We start from the raw sequence: 15,068 nt of genomic DNA, 5'->3' as shown, positions 1-15,068 counted from the left end.
GGAGCAGGAGGTCGCGCCGCCCGCTCGGACCTCATGCCGAACTCGTTTCATGATCTACCGCAGCGCGTGTCCGGCCGTCCGTCGGGAGCATTCGCCATCGCGAGCGCGTGCCCCGGCGGAGGCCGGGGCCCAGTTGGGAAGCCCGGTGTGAGAGCCACTCACGTCCCTACCTGGGCCCCGGCCTTCGCCGGGGCACGCTCGCGCTCGGGATAGGACGCCGCTCCTTATAAGAGGGCTTCTCCTCGCGCCTTCCACTTCGCCTCAAACCTCACCCACCCGCCTCATTGCGCCGCCGATACTTTCGTCCATGATCGCGCCCGTCCCATCCCCCGCGGAGTCGTCCTCATCGTGCGTCCAGCGCTCTCCCGTCTCGCTCTCTGCCTCGCTCTGCTCGCCGCCCCCGCCGCCGCGCAGCAGCCGCCCCGCGCCGCCACGGCGGACGGTCCCACCCGCCTCTTCACCGGCGCCGACCTGTTCGGCCTGTCGGTCGCGAGCGACCCGCAGATCAGCCCGGATGGGAAGACGATCGTCTACGTCCGCCGCTCGGGCGACATCATGACCGACCGCATGGCTTCCTCGCTGTGGCTGGTCGACGTCGCCAGCGGGCGCCAGACCCCGTTCGCCACCTCGGGCAGTTCGCCGCGCTGGTCGCCCGACGGCACGCGGATCGCCTATGTCGCGGGTGACGGCGACCAGTCGCAGCTGTTCGTGCGCTGGCTCGCGACGGGCAGCAGCGCGCGCGTCACCTCGCTGCCCGGCGACCCGAGCGCGCTCGCCTGGTCGCCCGACGGCACCCGCCTCGCCTATGTCGCCAATGTCGCGGGCGAGGGCACCACGCTCGGCAAGGCGCCTGCCAAGCCCGAGGGCGCGAAATGGGCGCCGGGGCTGGAGGTGATCGACCGCGTCACCTATCGCAACGACGGCCCCGGCTATCGCAAGCCCGGCTATGCGCACCTGTTCGTCGTCGCGGCGGACGGCGGCGCGGCGCGCCAGCTCACCTTCGGTCGCTTCGACGACGATGGCCCGCTGGCGTGGAGCCCCGACGGACGCCGGATCCTGTTCGCGGCGATCCGGGCCGGCGACACCGAGCGCGAGGTGCTCAACACCGACGTCCAGTCGGTCGACCTCGCCACCGGCGCGGTCACCGCGCTGACCACGCGCCAGGGGCCGGATGCCAACGCGCGCGTCTCGCCCGACGGCCAGCGAGTCGCTTGGATCGGCTTCGACGACAAGCGCCGCGGCTATGAGGACGCGCAGCTCTACGTCGGCGGGGCCGACGGCGGCGCGCCACGCTCGCTCACCGCGTCGCTCGATCGCAGCGTCGAGGACGTGCAATGGGCGCGCGACGGGCGCAGCCTCTACGCCAGTTACGACGACCGCGGCCAGCGCAAGCTCGCGCGCGTCGGCACCGACGGCAAGCTCAGCGTGATCGCCGACAATCTCCAGGGCAGCGGGCTCGACCGGCCCTATACCGGCGGCGACTTCTCGGTCTCGCGCGACGGCACCGTCGCCTACACCGGCGGTGACGCGGGCGCGCCGGCCGACGTCTGGGTCCTCGCCGGCGGCAGGCCGCGCCGGCTGACCCAGCTCAACGCGGTGATGACCGCCGCCAAGACGCTCGCCCCCGTCCGCAAGCTGAGCGTCACCGCGCCCGATGGCCGCGCGATCGACGCCTGGCTCGCCACGCCGCCGACGCGCGCCGCGGGGCAGCGCGTGCCGCTGATCCTCGAGATTCACGGCGGCCCGCACTCGGCCTATGGCCCGACCTTCGCCAGCGACGTCCAGCTCTACGCCGCGGCGGGCTATGCCGTGCTGTGGGTCAACCCGCGCGGCTCGACCTCCTACGGCGCCGAGTTCGCCAACCTGATCGACAAGAACTATCCTTCCGCCGACTATGACGACCTGATGGCCGCGGTCGACGCCGCGATCGCCGACGGCACCGCCGACGGGGATAACCTGTTCGTCACCGGCGGCTCGGGCGGCGGGGTGCTGACCGCCTGGATCGTCGGCAAGACTCACCGCTTCAAGGCGGCGGCGACGCAGAAGCCGGTGATCAACTGGCTCAGCGAGGCGCTGACGATGGACAACACCACCTTCACCTCGCGCTACTGGTTCAGCAAGCTGCCGTGGGAGGATCCGATGAGCTACTGGGTGCGCTCGCCGCTCAGCCTCGTGGGCAACGTGACCACGCCGACGCTCGTGGTAGTGGGCAGCGAGGATTATCGCACCCCGGTGAGCGAGTCGGAGCAATATTATGCCGCGCTCCAGATCGCCAAGGTGCCGACCGCGCTGGTGAAGGTGCCGGGCGCGAGCCACGGCGGTTTCACGTCGCGGCCGTCGCAGTCGGCGGCCAAGGCGGCGGCGATCCTTGCCTGGTTCGACCGCTATCGCGGGCGCGCCGGGGCGGCCCCTGCGAACTGAGCCCAGTGTCGGGCGCGGCGCCTGACGCATCCACGTCCGTCATCCCGGCCTCGAGCCGGATCCATGGTCCGCGAGAGCGACGGCCGAGGCGTATGCGGCCCGATGGAATCCGGCTCGGCGCCGGGATGACGAACGTGACGTGCCCGGCCGTGCTCGACGCCGACTTGGGCTTGCGCGCCCGTCACCCGCGGGTCTGCTGCCCCAGGACATAGGTTAAGGTGTTTGATTTGAGCTATTTACGTCGCAGGACGTTGGCCCGGGAAGGGTGAGAGCGATGAGGATGGAGCCTCGCGACGAGACCAGCCTGCTGGCGACGCTCGCGCGCAAGAACGCGGTGCTGGAGGGCATCAACCGAATCTTCCACGAGGCGCTCACCGCCCCCTCGCTGGAGGCGCTCGGCCGCGTCTGCCTGCGCGTCGCCGAGGACGTCACGGGGGCGTCGTTCAGCTTCATGGGCGAGATCGACCGCGCCACCGACCTGCTCGACGAGATCGCGATCAGCGAGCGCGGCTGGGCTGCCTTCGAGGCAGCGAAGAGCGACTGGCCGCACGGCAAGGTGCCGACCGGGCTGACTATCCACGGCCTGTACGGGCGCGTGCTGCGCGAGGGGAAGGGGCTGATCTTCAACGACGCGGCGACTCACGCGGATCGCGTCGGCACGCCCGCGGGCCACCCGCCGCTGGAGTGTTTCCTCGGCGTGCCGCTGCACCAGAACGGCGCGGTGATCGGCATGGTGGGGCTCGGCAACCGCGCCGGCGGTTTCCGCGACGAGGACCTCGCCGCGGCGGAGGAGCTCGCCCCCGCGATCGTGCAGGCGCTGCACAGCAAACGCGCCGAGATGGCGCTGCGCGACAGCGAGGAGCAGCGCCGCGTCACGCTCGAGCTGGTGCCCGCGATGCTGTGGCGCGTCGATCTCGACGGCCTGCGTATCGCGTCGAACCAGCAGTGGCACGCGATCACCGGCCAGACCGACGAGCAGGCCTCGAACGGCGGCTGGATGGAGCTCATCCACCCGAGCGAGGCGGGCAAGGTGAGCCGCGCCTTCCGCCGTGCTTATGCCGCGGGCGAGCCCGTGACCGTGCAGTGCCGCGTGCGCCAGGCCGGGGTCGGCTATCGCGCGCTGCTGATCCGCCAGGTGCCGGTGCGCGACGGCGCCGGACAGATCACGCATTGGTTCGGCGCCGCGACCGACATCAGCGACATGCAATCACTCGAGGAGCGCCAGCGCGTGCTCGTCGCAGAGCTGCAGCACCGCGTCCGCAACATCCTCACCGTGGTACGCTCCGTCTTCGCGCGCACGGTCGAGGGCGCGGAGTCGCTCGACGACGTGGCCGACCATTTCCGCGGCCGGCTGGACGCGCTGGCGCGCACGCAGGTGAGTGCGACGCTCAACGCCAGCGGCACCGTTGACCTGGAGAATCTGATCCGCGACGAGCTGCTGAGCGTCGGTGTCAGCGACGGGCCCGGGCTCACCATGACGGGCCCCGACGTGGCGCTGCCCGTGGGGGCTGTCGAGCTGCTCGGTCTCGCGATCCACGAGCTGGCGACCAACGCGTTAAAATTCGGCGCTTTTCGTGCTCCAGGAGGGTCGCTCTCGATCGTCTGGGATGTTAATGTAGATGGAAGATCGGCGCGCCGCCTTGACCTTAGGTGGGTCGAGCAGGGCGTGCCGGCGATCCCGATCCGGCCGGCGCGGCAGGGGTTCGGGACCGAGTTGATCGAGGAGGCTCTACCGTATCGGCTCGGTGCCGAGACGCGGCTCGAGTTCCGCGGTGGCGGCGTGCGCTGCACCATCGGGTTGCCGCTGGGCGGCGACGAGGAAGGGGCGTGACGATGCCGGGGCGACTCGCGGGCAAACAGATACTGGTCGTGGAGGACGAATATTTCATCGCCTCCGATCTGCGCCGCGCGCTGGCCGCCGAGGAAGCGCTGGTGATCGGCCCGGTGAGCAGCCTCGCCGCCGGGCTGGATCTCGCCGAGCGCGAGGGGATCGCCGCCGCGCTGCTCGACGTCAATCTCGAGGGCGATTCGTCGCTCGCCATCGCCGACCGGCTCGCCGCACGCGGCGTGCCGTTCGTGTTCGTCACCGGCTACGATGACTGGGCGCTGCCCGACGCCTATCGCCACGTACCGCGTATCGCCAAGCCTTTCGCGGTGCCGACGGTGCTCGCCGCACTCGACCAATTACTCGCATCGGAGGACGTGCCATGATCCGTGCCGCCACCATCATCGACGATCGCCAGCCCGCGCTGCAGCGGCTCGCCGCGCTGGCCCCGCTCGACGCCGAGGTGATCGACACGATCGTCGCGGCCGCCGGGCAGGCGCAGACGATCCGCGCGCGCCGCGAGCTGGTGAGCGAGGGGCGCGAGATCGCCGAGCCGCTGCTGCTGCTGCGCGGTTGGGCGGCGCGGGTGCGGCTGCTGCCCGACGGGCGGCGCCAGTTCCTCAGCTTCCTGCTACCCGGCGACGTGGTCGGCCACTGCCCGCAGCCGCGCCCGGTCGCGGTGGCGACGATCGTCGCCCTCACCGACGTGCTGGTCTGCGCGGCGCCGCCGGCCGCACCCGGCTCGGTGCTGGGCACGGTCTATGCCGTGGGCGACGCGCTCGATCAGGCCTATGTGCTCGCGCACGTGACCCGGCTCGGCCGGCTCAACGCGCAGGAACGGATCGGCGACCTGCTGCTCGAGCTGCACGAGCGGCTCACGCTCAACGGCATGGCGCGCGGCACCAGCTTCGACCTGCCGCTGACGCAGGAGACGCTGGCAGACGCGCTGGGGCTCACCTCGGTCCACGTCAACCGCATGGTGCAGCAGGCGCGGCGCGAGAACGATTTGCAGTGGAAGGGCGGTCGGGTCACGCTCCTCGATCCGCCGGGGCTCGCGCGCAAGATCGGCCGCGTGCCGGTTCGCGTGTCCGCCACCGTGGGGCCGCAGCCGGCGCGGGCGCGCTGAGGCAAGATCGACGCCGCAAGCGGGGAGGGCCTACCCCTCCACCCGCCGCGCCCCCGCGTCGCGCACCGCGGCGAGCGTCGGCCAGCCGTTGACCGCCATCAGCAGGTCGGCCTCGGCGAGCAGGCATCTGAGCACGTGCGCGCAGCCCGCCGCGCCGCCGAGCGCGAGACCGTAGCTGTACGGCCGCCCGACGCCGACCAGATCCGCGCCGAGCGCCACCGCCTTCACAATGTCGGTGCCGCTGCGTACCCCCCCGTCGAACCACACCGGGATGCGCCCCGCCACCGCCGCCGCCATGTCGGGCAGCAGGTCAATCGCGGCGATCCCGCCGTTGGCCTGGCGGCCGCCGTGGTTGGAGACATAGACCGCGTCGGCGCCGCCATCGATCGCGCGCAGCGCGTCGTCGGGGTGGCACAGGCCCTTCAGCACGATCGGCAGCTCGGTCAGCGAGCGCAGCCACGGCAGGTCGCCCCAGGTCAGCACCTGGCCGAACGTCGCCGCCCAGGTCATCACCGCGGCGCGGCGGTCTTCCTCGGGCGGCCGCGCGAGCAGGCGGCGGAACACCGGGTCGCTGAAGTAATTGGCCAGCACGTGTCCGCGCAGCTGCGGGAAGTTGGCGGTGTTGAGATCGCGTGGACGCCAGCCGGTAACCCAGGTGTCGAGCGTCACCACGATGGCGCGGTAGCCGGCTGCCTCGGCGCGGCGCACCAGGCTGGCGGCGAGCTCGCGGTCGCGCGGCGTGTAGAGCTGGAACAGCGCGGGCGTGTCGCCGGCGGCGGTGATCACGTCCTCCAGCGGATCGTTGGCGAGCGTCGAGGCGCACAGCGGCACGCCGGTCTCGGCCGCGGCCTGGGCGGCGGCGAGGTCACCGTGCGAGTCGGCCGTGCATAGCCCAGTGACGCCGATCGGGGTCATGAAGAGCGGCGAGGCGAGCCGCGTGCCGAACAGGTCGGCGGAGAGATCGCGCTGCGCGCTGTCGACCATCATCCGCGGCACCATGCCCCAGTGCGCGTAGGCGCTCGCATTGCGGCGCTGCGTCAGTTCGTCCCCGCAGCCGCCCTGGACGTAGGTGAGCAACGAGGGCGGCATCGCCGCCTCGGCGCGCTGTTCGAGCGTGGCGAAATCGACCGGCCACTCGGGCACGATGCCCTCCAGCCCGGCGAGATAGATCGCCAGCTGATAGTCGCCGAACTGCGCCATCCTCGCTCTCCCTTTGTCAGCGCGGGCGTACGCCAATCCGGGAAGCGGTTCCACGCCGTTGCGACGGGGCGCGGATGCGAGAAGGGCCGGGATCGCTCCCGGCCCTTCCGCTGTTCGTCTGTCGAGGCGCCCCGGCTCGCCAGGGCGGGGGCGTCAGGCGCCCGCGACTTCGGCGACGTCGACCTTGATCCCCGGGCCCATCGTCGAGCTGACCGCGATCTTCTTGACGTACTTGCCCTTGGCGCCCGACGGCTTGGCCTTGACGACGGCGTCGACCAGCGCGTCGAAGTTGCGGCGCAGGTCCTCGGCGCCGAAGCTCGCCTTGCCGATGCCCGAGTGGATGATCCCGGCCTTCTCCACGCGATACTCGACCTGACCGCCCTTGGCGGCCTTCACCGCCTCGGCCACGTTCATCGTCACCGTGCCCAGCTTGGGGTTCGGCATCAGGCCCTTGGGCCCGAGCACCTTACCCAGGCGGCCGACCACGCCCATCATGTCCGGGGTCGCGATGCAGCGATCGAAGTCGATCGTGCCGCCCTGGACCGTCTCCATCAGGTCCTCGGCCCCGACCACGTCCGCCCCCGCGGCGCGTGCCTCGTCGGCCTTGGCGCCGCGCGCGAACACGCCGACGCGGACGGTCTTGCCGGTGCCGGCGGGCAGGGTGACGACGCCGCGGACCATCTGGTCGGCGTGACGCGGATCGACGCCGAGGTTCAGCGCGATCTCGATCGTCTCGTCGAACTTGGACGACGCGTTCTGCTTCGCCAGCGCGATCGCCTCGTCGACGCCGTGCAGCTTCTCACGGTCGATCGTCCAGGCCTTCTGCTTCTTGCTCACCTTCGCCACGGCCTCAGCCCTCCACCACTTCGAGGCCCATCGCGCGGGCCGAGCCTTCGATGATGCGGGTCGCCGCCTCGAGATCGTTCGCGTTCAGATCCTTCATCTTGGTCTGCGCGACCTCGGCCAGCGCCGAGCGGGTGATCTTGCCCGCGGACACCTTGCCCGGCTCCTTCGAGCCCGACTTCAGGTTGGCCGCCTTCTTGATCAGGAAGGTCGCCGGCGGCGTCTTCGTGATGAACGAGAAGCTGCGATCGGCGTAGACGGTGATCACGGTGGGCAGCGGCGACCCCTTCTCCATGTCAGCGGTCTGCGCGTTGAACGCCTTGCAGAATTCCATGATGTTGACGCCGCGCTGACCCAGCGCCGGGCCGATCGGCGGCGACGGGTTGGCAGCGCCCGCGGGCACCTGCAGCTTGATATAGCCTGTGATCTTCTTTGCCATTCGTCTCACTCTGTTACTGGGCGCGCCCGAGGGAAGCGCCCGGTTCAAGTCTAGCGGTTCGTCCGGACGCAGCCGCAGCCCCGCCCTCCCGCGGTGTTCCATCGTGTGATGCGGTGGAAGCTGGCGCGCGTAGCCGAAGCGGGGCGCGTTGGCAAGGTCTCGGACCGCAACCGTGCCCCTCCGCCCGGGTCATAAATTTCCACCGAATTGTACGTAATTTATCGCTCGATCCGGTCAGTTCTACGAGCCCGATTATTGCCGAGGGCGGCGCCAAGTCGTAATCGCGAAGTCATGGGCGGCTTCATCCCACGTACAGGTACTTCACGCGACGGCGCGCCGCTATCGCTGAGTCGTACGCCGCCCGACGATCTCGCTCCTTTTGTCGCGCGCTTCTTCGTCACCATCTTCGATCGGCCGGGCGACGCCGTGCTCGAAGATTTCCTATTGCATGAAACAGCTTACATCCGCGTTCCGGTGATCGGCCAGTGGTCGACGATGATCGATGGGGCATGGCAGGACTATGAAGGGCCGATGCTGTTCGGCGCCCAGCAGCGTCGCTTCCCGGTGCGCTGCGTCGGACCGATCGTGGCCGCGGGATTCGCGATCCGACCCGCCGGCTGGTTCGGCTTCAGCGACGCGCCCGCGGACGAGCTGGCCGATCGACTCGTGCCGATCGTGCCGGGGCGGTGGAACGAGGCCTTACGCTGGGCGGGCGACGACGTGTTCGACCAGGAGCAGACCTTCGCTCGGCTTCACCAGGTGGTACGCGAGCATCTCGTCGTCCGCGCCGTGACGCCCGACATGATCAGCGCGCGCTTCGAGCGGATCGCGCGGGTCGACCCGACCCGACCGGTGACGGAGATCGCGGCGGAATTCGGTATCTCCGGGCGCCGACTGGACCGCGCCGTGCGCCAGCATTTCGGCCACCTGCCCAAGACGGTGATGCGGCGCAGCCGTTTCCTCGACATGGCTGCGGTGATGCGCGGTCTGGCGGTGCCGAGTGCCGATGAGCTGGCCGAGTTGCGCTTCTACGACGCCTCGCACCTCAACCGCGAGTTCCGCGAGTTCGTCGGCATGACCCCGGCACAGTTCCGCCGCACGCCGACACCGCTGCTCACGCCGGGGCTGGAGGTGCGCCAGCAGCGCAAGCGCGCCGATCTCGCGCCGCACGCCCCCGCACCGTGGCTGGCAGACGGGCAGACGGCTCCCGCGCTGCTTGAGGTGCCGATCCGGGACGTGGGCATGCTGCCCGGCGGCGCCGCGACGACCGCTGAGACGCAGGGCGCCGCGCGGCCGCGTTAGGGATCGCCCAGCAGGGCGGCGCTCCCGCTCTAGCGGGAGCCCGGCGCCTACTTGCTGCGCTCGACCTGCTCGAAGTCGAGCTCGACCGGCGTGGCGCGACCGAAGATGCTGACCGAGACTTTGACCTTGGACTTGTCGAAGTCGAGTTCCTCGACAGTGCCGTTGAAGCTCGCGAAGGGGCCCTCGAGCACCTTAACGGCATCGCCGATCTCGTAGTCCACCTTGACCTTGGTCTTGGGTGCGACCGCTGCCTCCTCCTTGGAGTTCAGCATGCGCGCCGCCTCGGCTTCCGAGATCGCCTGCGGCTTGCCCGACGAGCCGAGGAAGCCGGTCACCTTGGGCGTGTTCTTGACGAGGTGGTAGACGTCGTCGTTCATGTTCAGCTTGGCCAGCACATAGCCGGGCATGAACTTGCGCTCTACCGCGATCTTCTTTCCGCGGCGCGCCTCGGTGACAGTCTCGGTGGGCACCTCGATCTGCTCGACCAACTGCTCGAGTCCCATGCGGGTCGCCTCGGCCATGATCGAGTCGCGGACCTTGCCCTCGAACCCCGAATAGGCGTGGATGATGTACCAGCGCGCCATCGTCGTGCTTCCCGTCCTTACTTCGCCAGGCTCAGCAGCGCCTTGACCACGGCGTTGAAGAACGAGTCCACCGCCAGGAAGAACAGCGCCAACACCGTGGTCATCACCACGACCATCACCCCCGTCATCACCGTCTCGCGGCCGGTCGGCCAGACGATCTTGGCGGTCTCGGTGCGGACCTGTCGGATGAACTCGAGCGGGGTCGTCTTCGCCACGATACTGAGCCCTTGTTGAGCCGTGATAGAATATCCCGGCAGCGACCGGCATGGGCCCGCTACCGCTTCCCCGCGGGTGGGGAGAGCGATGATAGACCGTCCGTGCTGTCGGAAGTGCGAGCGGACATAAGTTGGCCGCGGTGAAAAGGCAAGCGCGGTGGCGGTATGCACGTCGAGATCGCCGCCATGAAGAAGGGGTCGGCGCATCGCGGCGCCGACCCCTTCCGCTATCCTTCGCTATCGACGGTGCGTCGCCCGTGGCGACCGCGCCCGATCAGTTGCTGTCGGAATCATCGTCGTTGTCGTTGACGATCGCGATCACGCCGATCGCCGCGATGCCGGCGGCGATGATCGCGCCGAACACACCGGCGCCGGCGAGCTGGCTGTCCTTCGACGTCGAGGTCGACGCGCGCGCGCCGGCGACCGACAGGCTGGCGGCGGGGTTGGCGGTGGCGGCGAGCGCCGGAGTGGCGACGAGGCTCAGCGCAGCGGCGCCGGCGAGAATGGAACGCATATGGCTACTCCCTTGGTGATTGACGTACGTCAGAGGTATAGGGCTATTACGCCGCGCTTGCGAACGCGCAAGACGGAGAATCTATCCTTCGCCACCGATATGGGTTGGCAGGAGTGGAGGGACTCGAACCCACGGCCCTCGGTTTTGGAGACCGATGCTCTACCAACTGAGCTACACTCCTGTGCCGCGGCGCTGTTGGACGCCGCGCGCGCGTTCGTCAAGGGGCGAGCGCGCCGAAGGTCTCAGGCCGCCCGCGTGGCGGCAGGCGAGGCGTCGGGGCGGCGCACCGCGATCGCCAGCGCGCGCGCCTCGCTCACCGGCAGCGGACGGCCGAAGTAGAAGCCCTGGATGCTGCCGCACCCCAGTTCCTGCGCCAGCCGCAACTCGGCCTCGGTCTCCACCCCCTCAGCGGTGGTGGCCATGCCCATGCTCTGCGCCATCGCCACCACCGCGCGGATGATCGCGATTGCCTCGGCGGTGCCGCGCGACGCCGCCTGGACGAAGCTGCGGTCGATCTTGATCGAGGAGAAGCGGGTGGCGCTCAGATAGCCGAGCGAGGAATAGCCGGTGCCGAAATCGTCGAGGCTGAGCCCGACGCCGAGATCGAGGATCTGCTTGAGCAGCTTCACCGCGCCGGTGCCCTCGCGCAGGAACACGCTCTCGGTCACCTCCAGCTCGAGCCGGCGCGCGGGCAGGCCGGTGCGCGCCAGCGTGTCGGTGATCACCCCGACGAACTGCGGGTTGTGGAGTTGCTCGGGCGAGACGTTGACCGCGACGCGCACGTCGTCGGGCCAGCCCGCCGCCTCCGCACAGGCGGTGCGCAGCACCCACTCGCCGATCGGTGCGATCAGCCGTGCCTCCTCGGCGATCGGCACGAACTTGGCCGGCGGAATATCGCCCAGCTCGGGATGGCTCCAGCGCAGCAGCGCCTCGAAACCGCGCACCGCGCCGCTGCGCGAGTCAACCACGGGCTGATAGGCGAGATGGAGCTCGTCGTTGTCGAGTGCGCGTCGCAGCGCCAGCTCGATCACGCGGCGCTCCTCCGCCTCAAGGTGCAACTGCGGGACGTAGGCGTGATAGACGCCGCCGCCGCGGTCTTTCGAGCGGTACAGCGCCAAGTCGGCCGAGCGGATCAGCGTCTCCGCGGTGCGGCCGTCGCGCGGTCCGGTAGCGACGCCGACCGAGGCGCCGATGTAGAGCGTGTGCTGATCGACCTCATAGGGGCGCGACAGCGTCTCGATGATGGTGTGCGCCAGCCGCTCGAGCCGGCCGGGGTCGCTCGCGTCGCGCACCACCACGGCGAACTCGTCGCCGCCGAGCCGGCCGATCAGCTCGTTCTCGGTCACCAGCTCGGCGAGCCGCTCCGACACGCGGCGCAGCAGGCGATCACCGACCGGGTGGCCCAGCGTGTCGTTGACCGCCTTGAAGCGGTCGAGGTCGATCATCATGAAGGCGCAGCGCGCGCGCCAGCGCTCCGCCTCGCTCAGGGCGCGGGTGAGCTCCTCGTTGACCGAGAGGCGGTTGGGCAGTCCGGTGAGCGCGTCGAAGCGCGCCATGCGGCTGATCCGCTCGGCCGAGGCGCGCTGCTCGGTGATGTCCGACACCACGCCGCGATAGCCGGTGAAGCGGCCCGCCGCGTCGAGCCGCGGCGCCGCGGCGATCTGCCACCAGCGCGTCTCGCCGCGCACCGTGACCGGCAGCGCGACGTCGCTGAACGGCTCGCGCCGGGTCATCTTGTCGGCGATGAGGCGCAGCTCGTCGGGGACGGCGGCGCTCTCCCAGTCGGCGCCCGCGAGCGACTGGAGCAGGGGCGTGCCCTCGAGCTCCGCGGCGGCCACCCCGCAGGCCCGGGCGAAGCGCTCGCTCGCGCCGACGATCCGACGCGCGGCGTCGGTCTGCCACAGCCAGTCGGCGCCTTCCTCGAAGTCGCGCAGCAGCAGCTGCACCGTCGCCTCGCGTTCGCGCAACGCGCTCTCCGCCGCGCCGATCCGCGCCGCCGCGCGTGCGCGGGAGAAGATTCCCGCCGCGAGCAGCAGCGCGAGCGCGACGACGATGGCCGCCACGACGGGCCGGCCGGTGAGCGCGAACGGCGCGGCGGTCGCGGCGGCGGTGCCGGCGACGAGGACCAGCGCCGCGCTCGGCAGAGTCGCGAGCGTCAGCGCGGAGGCGGTCATTACCGTGGCGAGCAGCAGGTCGAGCGCGTGCGTCGCGGCCGGTTCGGTAGCGGCGGCGAGGTGCAGCGGAATCACCGCCCAGACCAGCGCCAGCGCGGCCGCGGCGGCGGTCGCGCCTGCGAGCGGCAGCGGCGCCTCGGGCTCGGCGCGCGCGACGAGGATGCGGGTGAGCGTCGCCGCTGCCGCCGCCATCGCCGCGCCCCAAGCGATCAGCCAAGGCAGGGCCACCGCGTCGCGCAGCAGCGCCATCGCCGCGCCGGCGCCGAGCAGATGCGTGGCGAGCAGCGCAGGCGCGAGTCGCCGCGCCACCAGCCGCTCCACCGTCACCTCGCGGTGGCCGGCGGCGCGCTCGGCGCTACGACGCAGGCCGAGGCGCGCGCGGATCGGCACGGATGCCGACAGGGGGGAGGGATCGCGTGTCACGCCCGAGCCTTAGCTCCATCGTCGTTGACGAAGCGTTGCTGCCGGCAAGAACATGCCAGCGCGTCGGCACGAGATTGCCGGAGACAAGGTCGGCGTTGTCAGTCGCTTGCGCGCCGCAGCGGGATTGGTGGTGGAGAAAGCGTCCGGAATGGACGAAGAATCATCGCGCCTCACCCACCACAAACGAGGCGAGCGTGCCCGCTGCCGGGCCCCGGCCCACGCCTCAGGCGGCGAGGTCGTAGGGCTTGATCTCGCCGGCGAGATACAGGTTGCGCGCCTTGGCGCGGCTGAGCTTGCCCGAGCTGGTGCGCGGCAGCGTGCGCGGGGGAATGAGTTCCACGACGCAGTTCATGCCGGTGACCGAACGGACGCGGTCGCGAATCTCGTCGCGCAGCCGCACGCGCTCGACCTCGTCCGAGCTGCGACACTGCACCAGCACTGCCGGCGTCTCCTCGCCGCCGGGCGTGGTGATCGCGAAGGCGGCGATGTCGCCGGCCTTGAACCCGGGCAGCTGCTCCACCGCCCACTCGATGTCCTGCGGCCAGTGGTTGCGCCCGTTGATGATGATCATGTCCTTGGCGCGGCCGACGATGAAGATGTAGCCGCCGGACATGTAGCCCATGTCGCCGGTGTCGAGCCAACCGTCGATCAGGCACGCCTCGGTCGCGCCGGGATCGCGGAAATAGCCGACCATCACGCTCGGCCCGCGGCACCACACCTTGCCGATCGCGCCGTCGGGGAGCGGGGTGCCGTCCTCCTCGCGCACCTCGACCTCCATGTCGCGCACCGGCTTGCCGCAGTTGACGATCGCGCGGTAGCGCTGCGGCCGGTCCTCACCGTGCTGCATGCCCGAGAGTTCGGTCTCCTCGACCAGCTCGACGCGGATGCCCTCGCCCGGCGGCATCAGCGACACCGCCAGCGTCGCCTCGGCGAGGCCGTAGCTCGGCAGGAAAGCGGTCGCCTGGAAGCCCGCGTCGGCGAAAGCGTCGACGAAGGCCTGCATCACGTCGGGCCGGATCATGTCGGCGCCGTTGCCCGCGACGCGCCAGCGCGACAGGTCGAACCGGTCCGACGCCTTGGTCTGGCTGGAGATGCGGCGCGCGCAGATGTCATAGCCGAAGGTCGGCGAGTAGCTCAGCGAGGTGCCCGGATTGCGGCTGATCAGGTCGAGCCACGACAGCGGGCGGCGCGCGAAATCCTCGGTCTTGAGATAGTCGGTCGAGACCTGGTTGGCGACCGGCGAGAGGAAGCAGCCGACCAGCCCCATGTCGTGGTACCACGGCAGCCACGAGACGCAGCGGTCGGTCTCGATGATCTGCACGCCGTGCGCGTGCGCGGCGAGGTTGCTCAGCAGCGCGCGGTGCGTGATCGCCACGCCGTGCGGAAAGCGCGTCGAGCCGCTCGAATATTGCAGGTAGCAGACGTCGTCCGCGGTGCTCGTCGGCAGCGGCGTCTCCGGGCCGGACTGAGTGGCGAACTCGACCCAGTCGACGCCGCGCACGCCCGAGGCATCGGCCGCCGCGCCCGCCATCTGCGCCAGCTCGGGCGGGAAGACGAGCATGACGGGATCGCAGCTGGCGAGCTGGACGCGGAGCTGATCGATGTAGGAGTCGCGCCCGCCGAACGAGGTCGGCAGCGGGAGCGGAACCGGCCAGGCGCCCGCGAGCACCGCCCCGAAGAAGAGCGCGGCGAACTCGGCGCTGGTCTCGGCCACCAGCGCGACGCGGTCACCCGGCGTGACGCCCGCCGCGATCAGGCGATAGGCGCAGGCGCGCGCGTCGTCGCGCAGCGCGGTGAAGCCGTAGGCGCGCACCAGCGTGCCGCGCGCATCGTGGAAGTTGAGCCCGCGGCCGCCCCGCGCGGCATAGTCGAGCGCCTCGCCCAGCGTCGCGAAATCGGCGAAGCGGCGCGGCAGCGGATCGGCCGTCGGCGTCGGTCGCGTCTGGGGGGCAGTCGGGGCGATGTCGGTCGTCATCCTGTGTTCCTGTCGCAGCGGTCACGC

13 protein-coding genes and 1 tRNA gene are annotated in these 15,068 nt (G+C 70.7%); 5 read left to right on the top strand and 9 right to left on the bottom strand.

Annotation, left to right across the window (positions count from 1 at the left end; translation table 11 throughout):
- Positions 1-345: 345 nt before the first annotated feature.
- The 4 genes from KZ820_RS09605 to KZ820_RS09590 all read left to right on the top strand — a co-directional run bounded on the left by KZ820_RS09605 (position 346) and on the right by KZ820_RS09590 (position 5,372).
- Entirely contained in the window at positions 346-2,421 is a 2,076-nt protein-coding gene (locus tag KZ820_RS09605; RefSeq protein ID WP_219748570.1) for an alpha/beta hydrolase family protein, read from the top strand.
- Between the two features lie 274 nt (positions 2,422-2,695).
- Positions 2,696-4,252 carry a sensor histidine kinase gene (locus KZ820_RS09600; protein ID WP_219748400.1) on the top strand — a complete coding sequence of 519 codons (1,557 nt, stop codon included), beginning with the start codon at positions 2,696-2,698 and terminating at the stop codon, positions 4,250-4,252.
- A 2-nt stretch (positions 4,253-4,254) separates the two neighbouring features.
- Positions 4,255-4,632, top strand: coding sequence for a response regulator (locus KZ820_RS09595; protein ID WP_219748399.1), 378 nt, complete (start codon positions 4,255-4,257; stop codon positions 4,630-4,632).
- On the top strand, positions 4,629-5,372 hold the full coding sequence (locus KZ820_RS09590; protein ID WP_219748398.1) for a Crp/Fnr family transcriptional regulator: 744 nt from the start codon (positions 4,629-4,631) through the stop codon (positions 5,370-5,372). The genes KZ820_RS09595 and KZ820_RS09590 overlap by 4 nt, the downstream gene beginning before the upstream one ends.
- 30 nt (positions 5,373-5,402) lie before the next feature.
- On the opposite strand, the gene KZ820_RS09585 is transcribed toward KZ820_RS09590, so the two are convergent.
- The 3 genes from KZ820_RS09585 to rplK form a co-directional block, all read right to left on the bottom strand.
- Positions 5,403-6,572 carry an alpha-hydroxy-acid oxidizing protein gene (locus KZ820_RS09585; protein ID WP_219748397.1) on the bottom strand — a complete coding sequence of 390 codons (1,170 nt, stop codon included), beginning with the start codon at positions 6,570-6,572 and terminating at the stop codon, positions 5,403-5,405.
- A gap of 153 nt (positions 6,573-6,725) precedes the next feature.
- Positions 6,726-7,418: a 50S ribosomal protein L1 gene (gene rplA / locus KZ820_RS09580; protein WP_132908955.1), complete on the bottom strand. Its 693-nt coding sequence runs from the start codon at positions 7,416-7,418 to the stop codon at positions 6,726-6,728.
- Between the two features lie 4 nt (positions 7,419-7,422).
- Positions 7,423-7,854 (bottom strand): 50S ribosomal protein L11, encoded by a 432-nt coding sequence (gene rplK, locus KZ820_RS09575; RefSeq protein ID WP_132909404.1) that lies wholly within the window; start codon positions 7,852-7,854, stop codon positions 7,423-7,425.
- 291 nt (positions 7,855-8,145) lie between these two features.
- Here rplK and KZ820_RS09570 point away from each other — a divergent pair, with 291 nt between their 5' ends.
- Positions 8,146-9,156: an AraC family transcriptional regulator gene (locus tag KZ820_RS09570; RefSeq protein ID WP_219748396.1), complete on the top strand. Its 1,011-nt coding sequence runs from the start codon at positions 8,146-8,148 to the stop codon at positions 9,154-9,156.
- Between the two features lie 47 nt (positions 9,157-9,203).
- Here KZ820_RS09570 and nusG read toward each other — a convergent pair whose 3' ends face one another.
- The 6 genes from nusG to KZ820_RS09540 all read right to left on the bottom strand — a co-directional run bounded on the left by nusG (position 9,204) and on the right by KZ820_RS09540 (position 15,041).
- On the bottom strand, positions 9,204-9,740 hold the full coding sequence (gene nusG, locus KZ820_RS09565) for a transcription termination/antitermination protein NusG (RefSeq protein ID WP_183931637.1): 537 nt from the start codon (positions 9,738-9,740) through the stop codon (positions 9,204-9,206).
- Positions 9,741-9,757: 17 nt separating this feature from the next.
- Positions 9,758-9,955, bottom strand: coding sequence for a preprotein translocase subunit SecE (gene secE / locus KZ820_RS09560; RefSeq protein ID WP_183923513.1), 198 nt, complete (start codon positions 9,953-9,955; stop codon positions 9,758-9,760).
- Between the two features lie 274 nt (positions 9,956-10,229).
- Positions 10,230-10,469, bottom strand: a complete 240-nt coding sequence (locus KZ820_RS09555; RefSeq protein WP_219748395.1) for a hypothetical protein — start codon at positions 10,467-10,469, stop codon at positions 10,230-10,232.
- A gap of 105 nt (positions 10,470-10,574) precedes the next feature.
- Positions 10,575-10,650: transfer RNA gene (locus tag KZ820_RS09550), tRNA-Trp, on the bottom strand.
- Between the two features lie 61 nt (positions 10,651-10,711).
- Complete coding sequence (locus tag KZ820_RS09545) at positions 10,712-13,066, bottom strand: putative bifunctional diguanylate cyclase/phosphodiesterase (protein WP_308462180.1); 2,355 nt, start codon at positions 13,064-13,066, stop codon at positions 10,712-10,714.
- Between the two features lie 223 nt (positions 13,067-13,289).
- Entirely contained in the window at positions 13,290-15,041 is a 1,752-nt protein-coding gene (locus tag KZ820_RS09540; protein WP_219748394.1) for a fatty acyl-AMP ligase, read from the bottom strand.
- Between the last annotated feature and the right edge of the window lie 27 nt (positions 15,042-15,068).

Source organism: Sphingomonas citri (assembly GCF_019429485.1).
Classification (GTDB): domain Bacteria; phylum Pseudomonadota; class Alphaproteobacteria; order Sphingomonadales; family Sphingomonadaceae; genus Sphingomonas; species Sphingomonas citri.
The sequence above is the reverse complement of the archived record's forward strand: the minus strand, read 5'-3'. Positions and strand labels throughout refer to the sequence as shown.

Coding starts and splice junctions, on each gene's coding strand:
- KZ820_RS09570 (WP_219748396.1), top strand. CDS start 8,146: ATGGGCGGCTTCATCCCACGTACAGGTACTTCACGCGACGGCGCGCCG.
- KZ820_RS09600 (WP_219748400.1), top strand. CDS start 2,696: ATGAGGATGGAGCCTCGCGACGAGACCAGCCTGCTGGCGACGCTCGCG.
- KZ820_RS09595 (WP_219748399.1), top strand. CDS start 4,255: ATGCCGGGGCGACTCGCGGGCAAACAGATACTGGTCGTGGAGGACGAA.
- KZ820_RS09555 (WP_219748395.1), bottom strand. CDS start 10,469: ATGCGTTCCATTCTCGCCGGCGCCGCTGCGCTGAGCCTCGTCGCCACT.
- rplK (WP_132909404.1), bottom strand. CDS start 7,854: ATGGCAAAGAAGATCACAGGCTATATCAAGCTGCAGGTGCCCGCGGGC.
- KZ820_RS09590 (WP_219748398.1), top strand. CDS start 4,629: ATGATCCGTGCCGCCACCATCATCGACGATCGCCAGCCCGCGCTGCAG.
- KZ820_RS09585 (WP_219748397.1), bottom strand. CDS start 6,572: ATGGCGCAGTTCGGCGACTATCAGCTGGCGATCTATCTCGCCGGGCTG.
- KZ820_RS09540 (WP_219748394.1), bottom strand. CDS start 15,041: ATGACGACCGACATCGCCCCGACTGCCCCCCAGACGCGACCGACGCCG.
- nusG (WP_183931637.1), bottom strand. CDS start 9,740: ATGGCGCGCTGGTACATCATCCACGCCTATTCGGGGTTCGAGGGCAAG.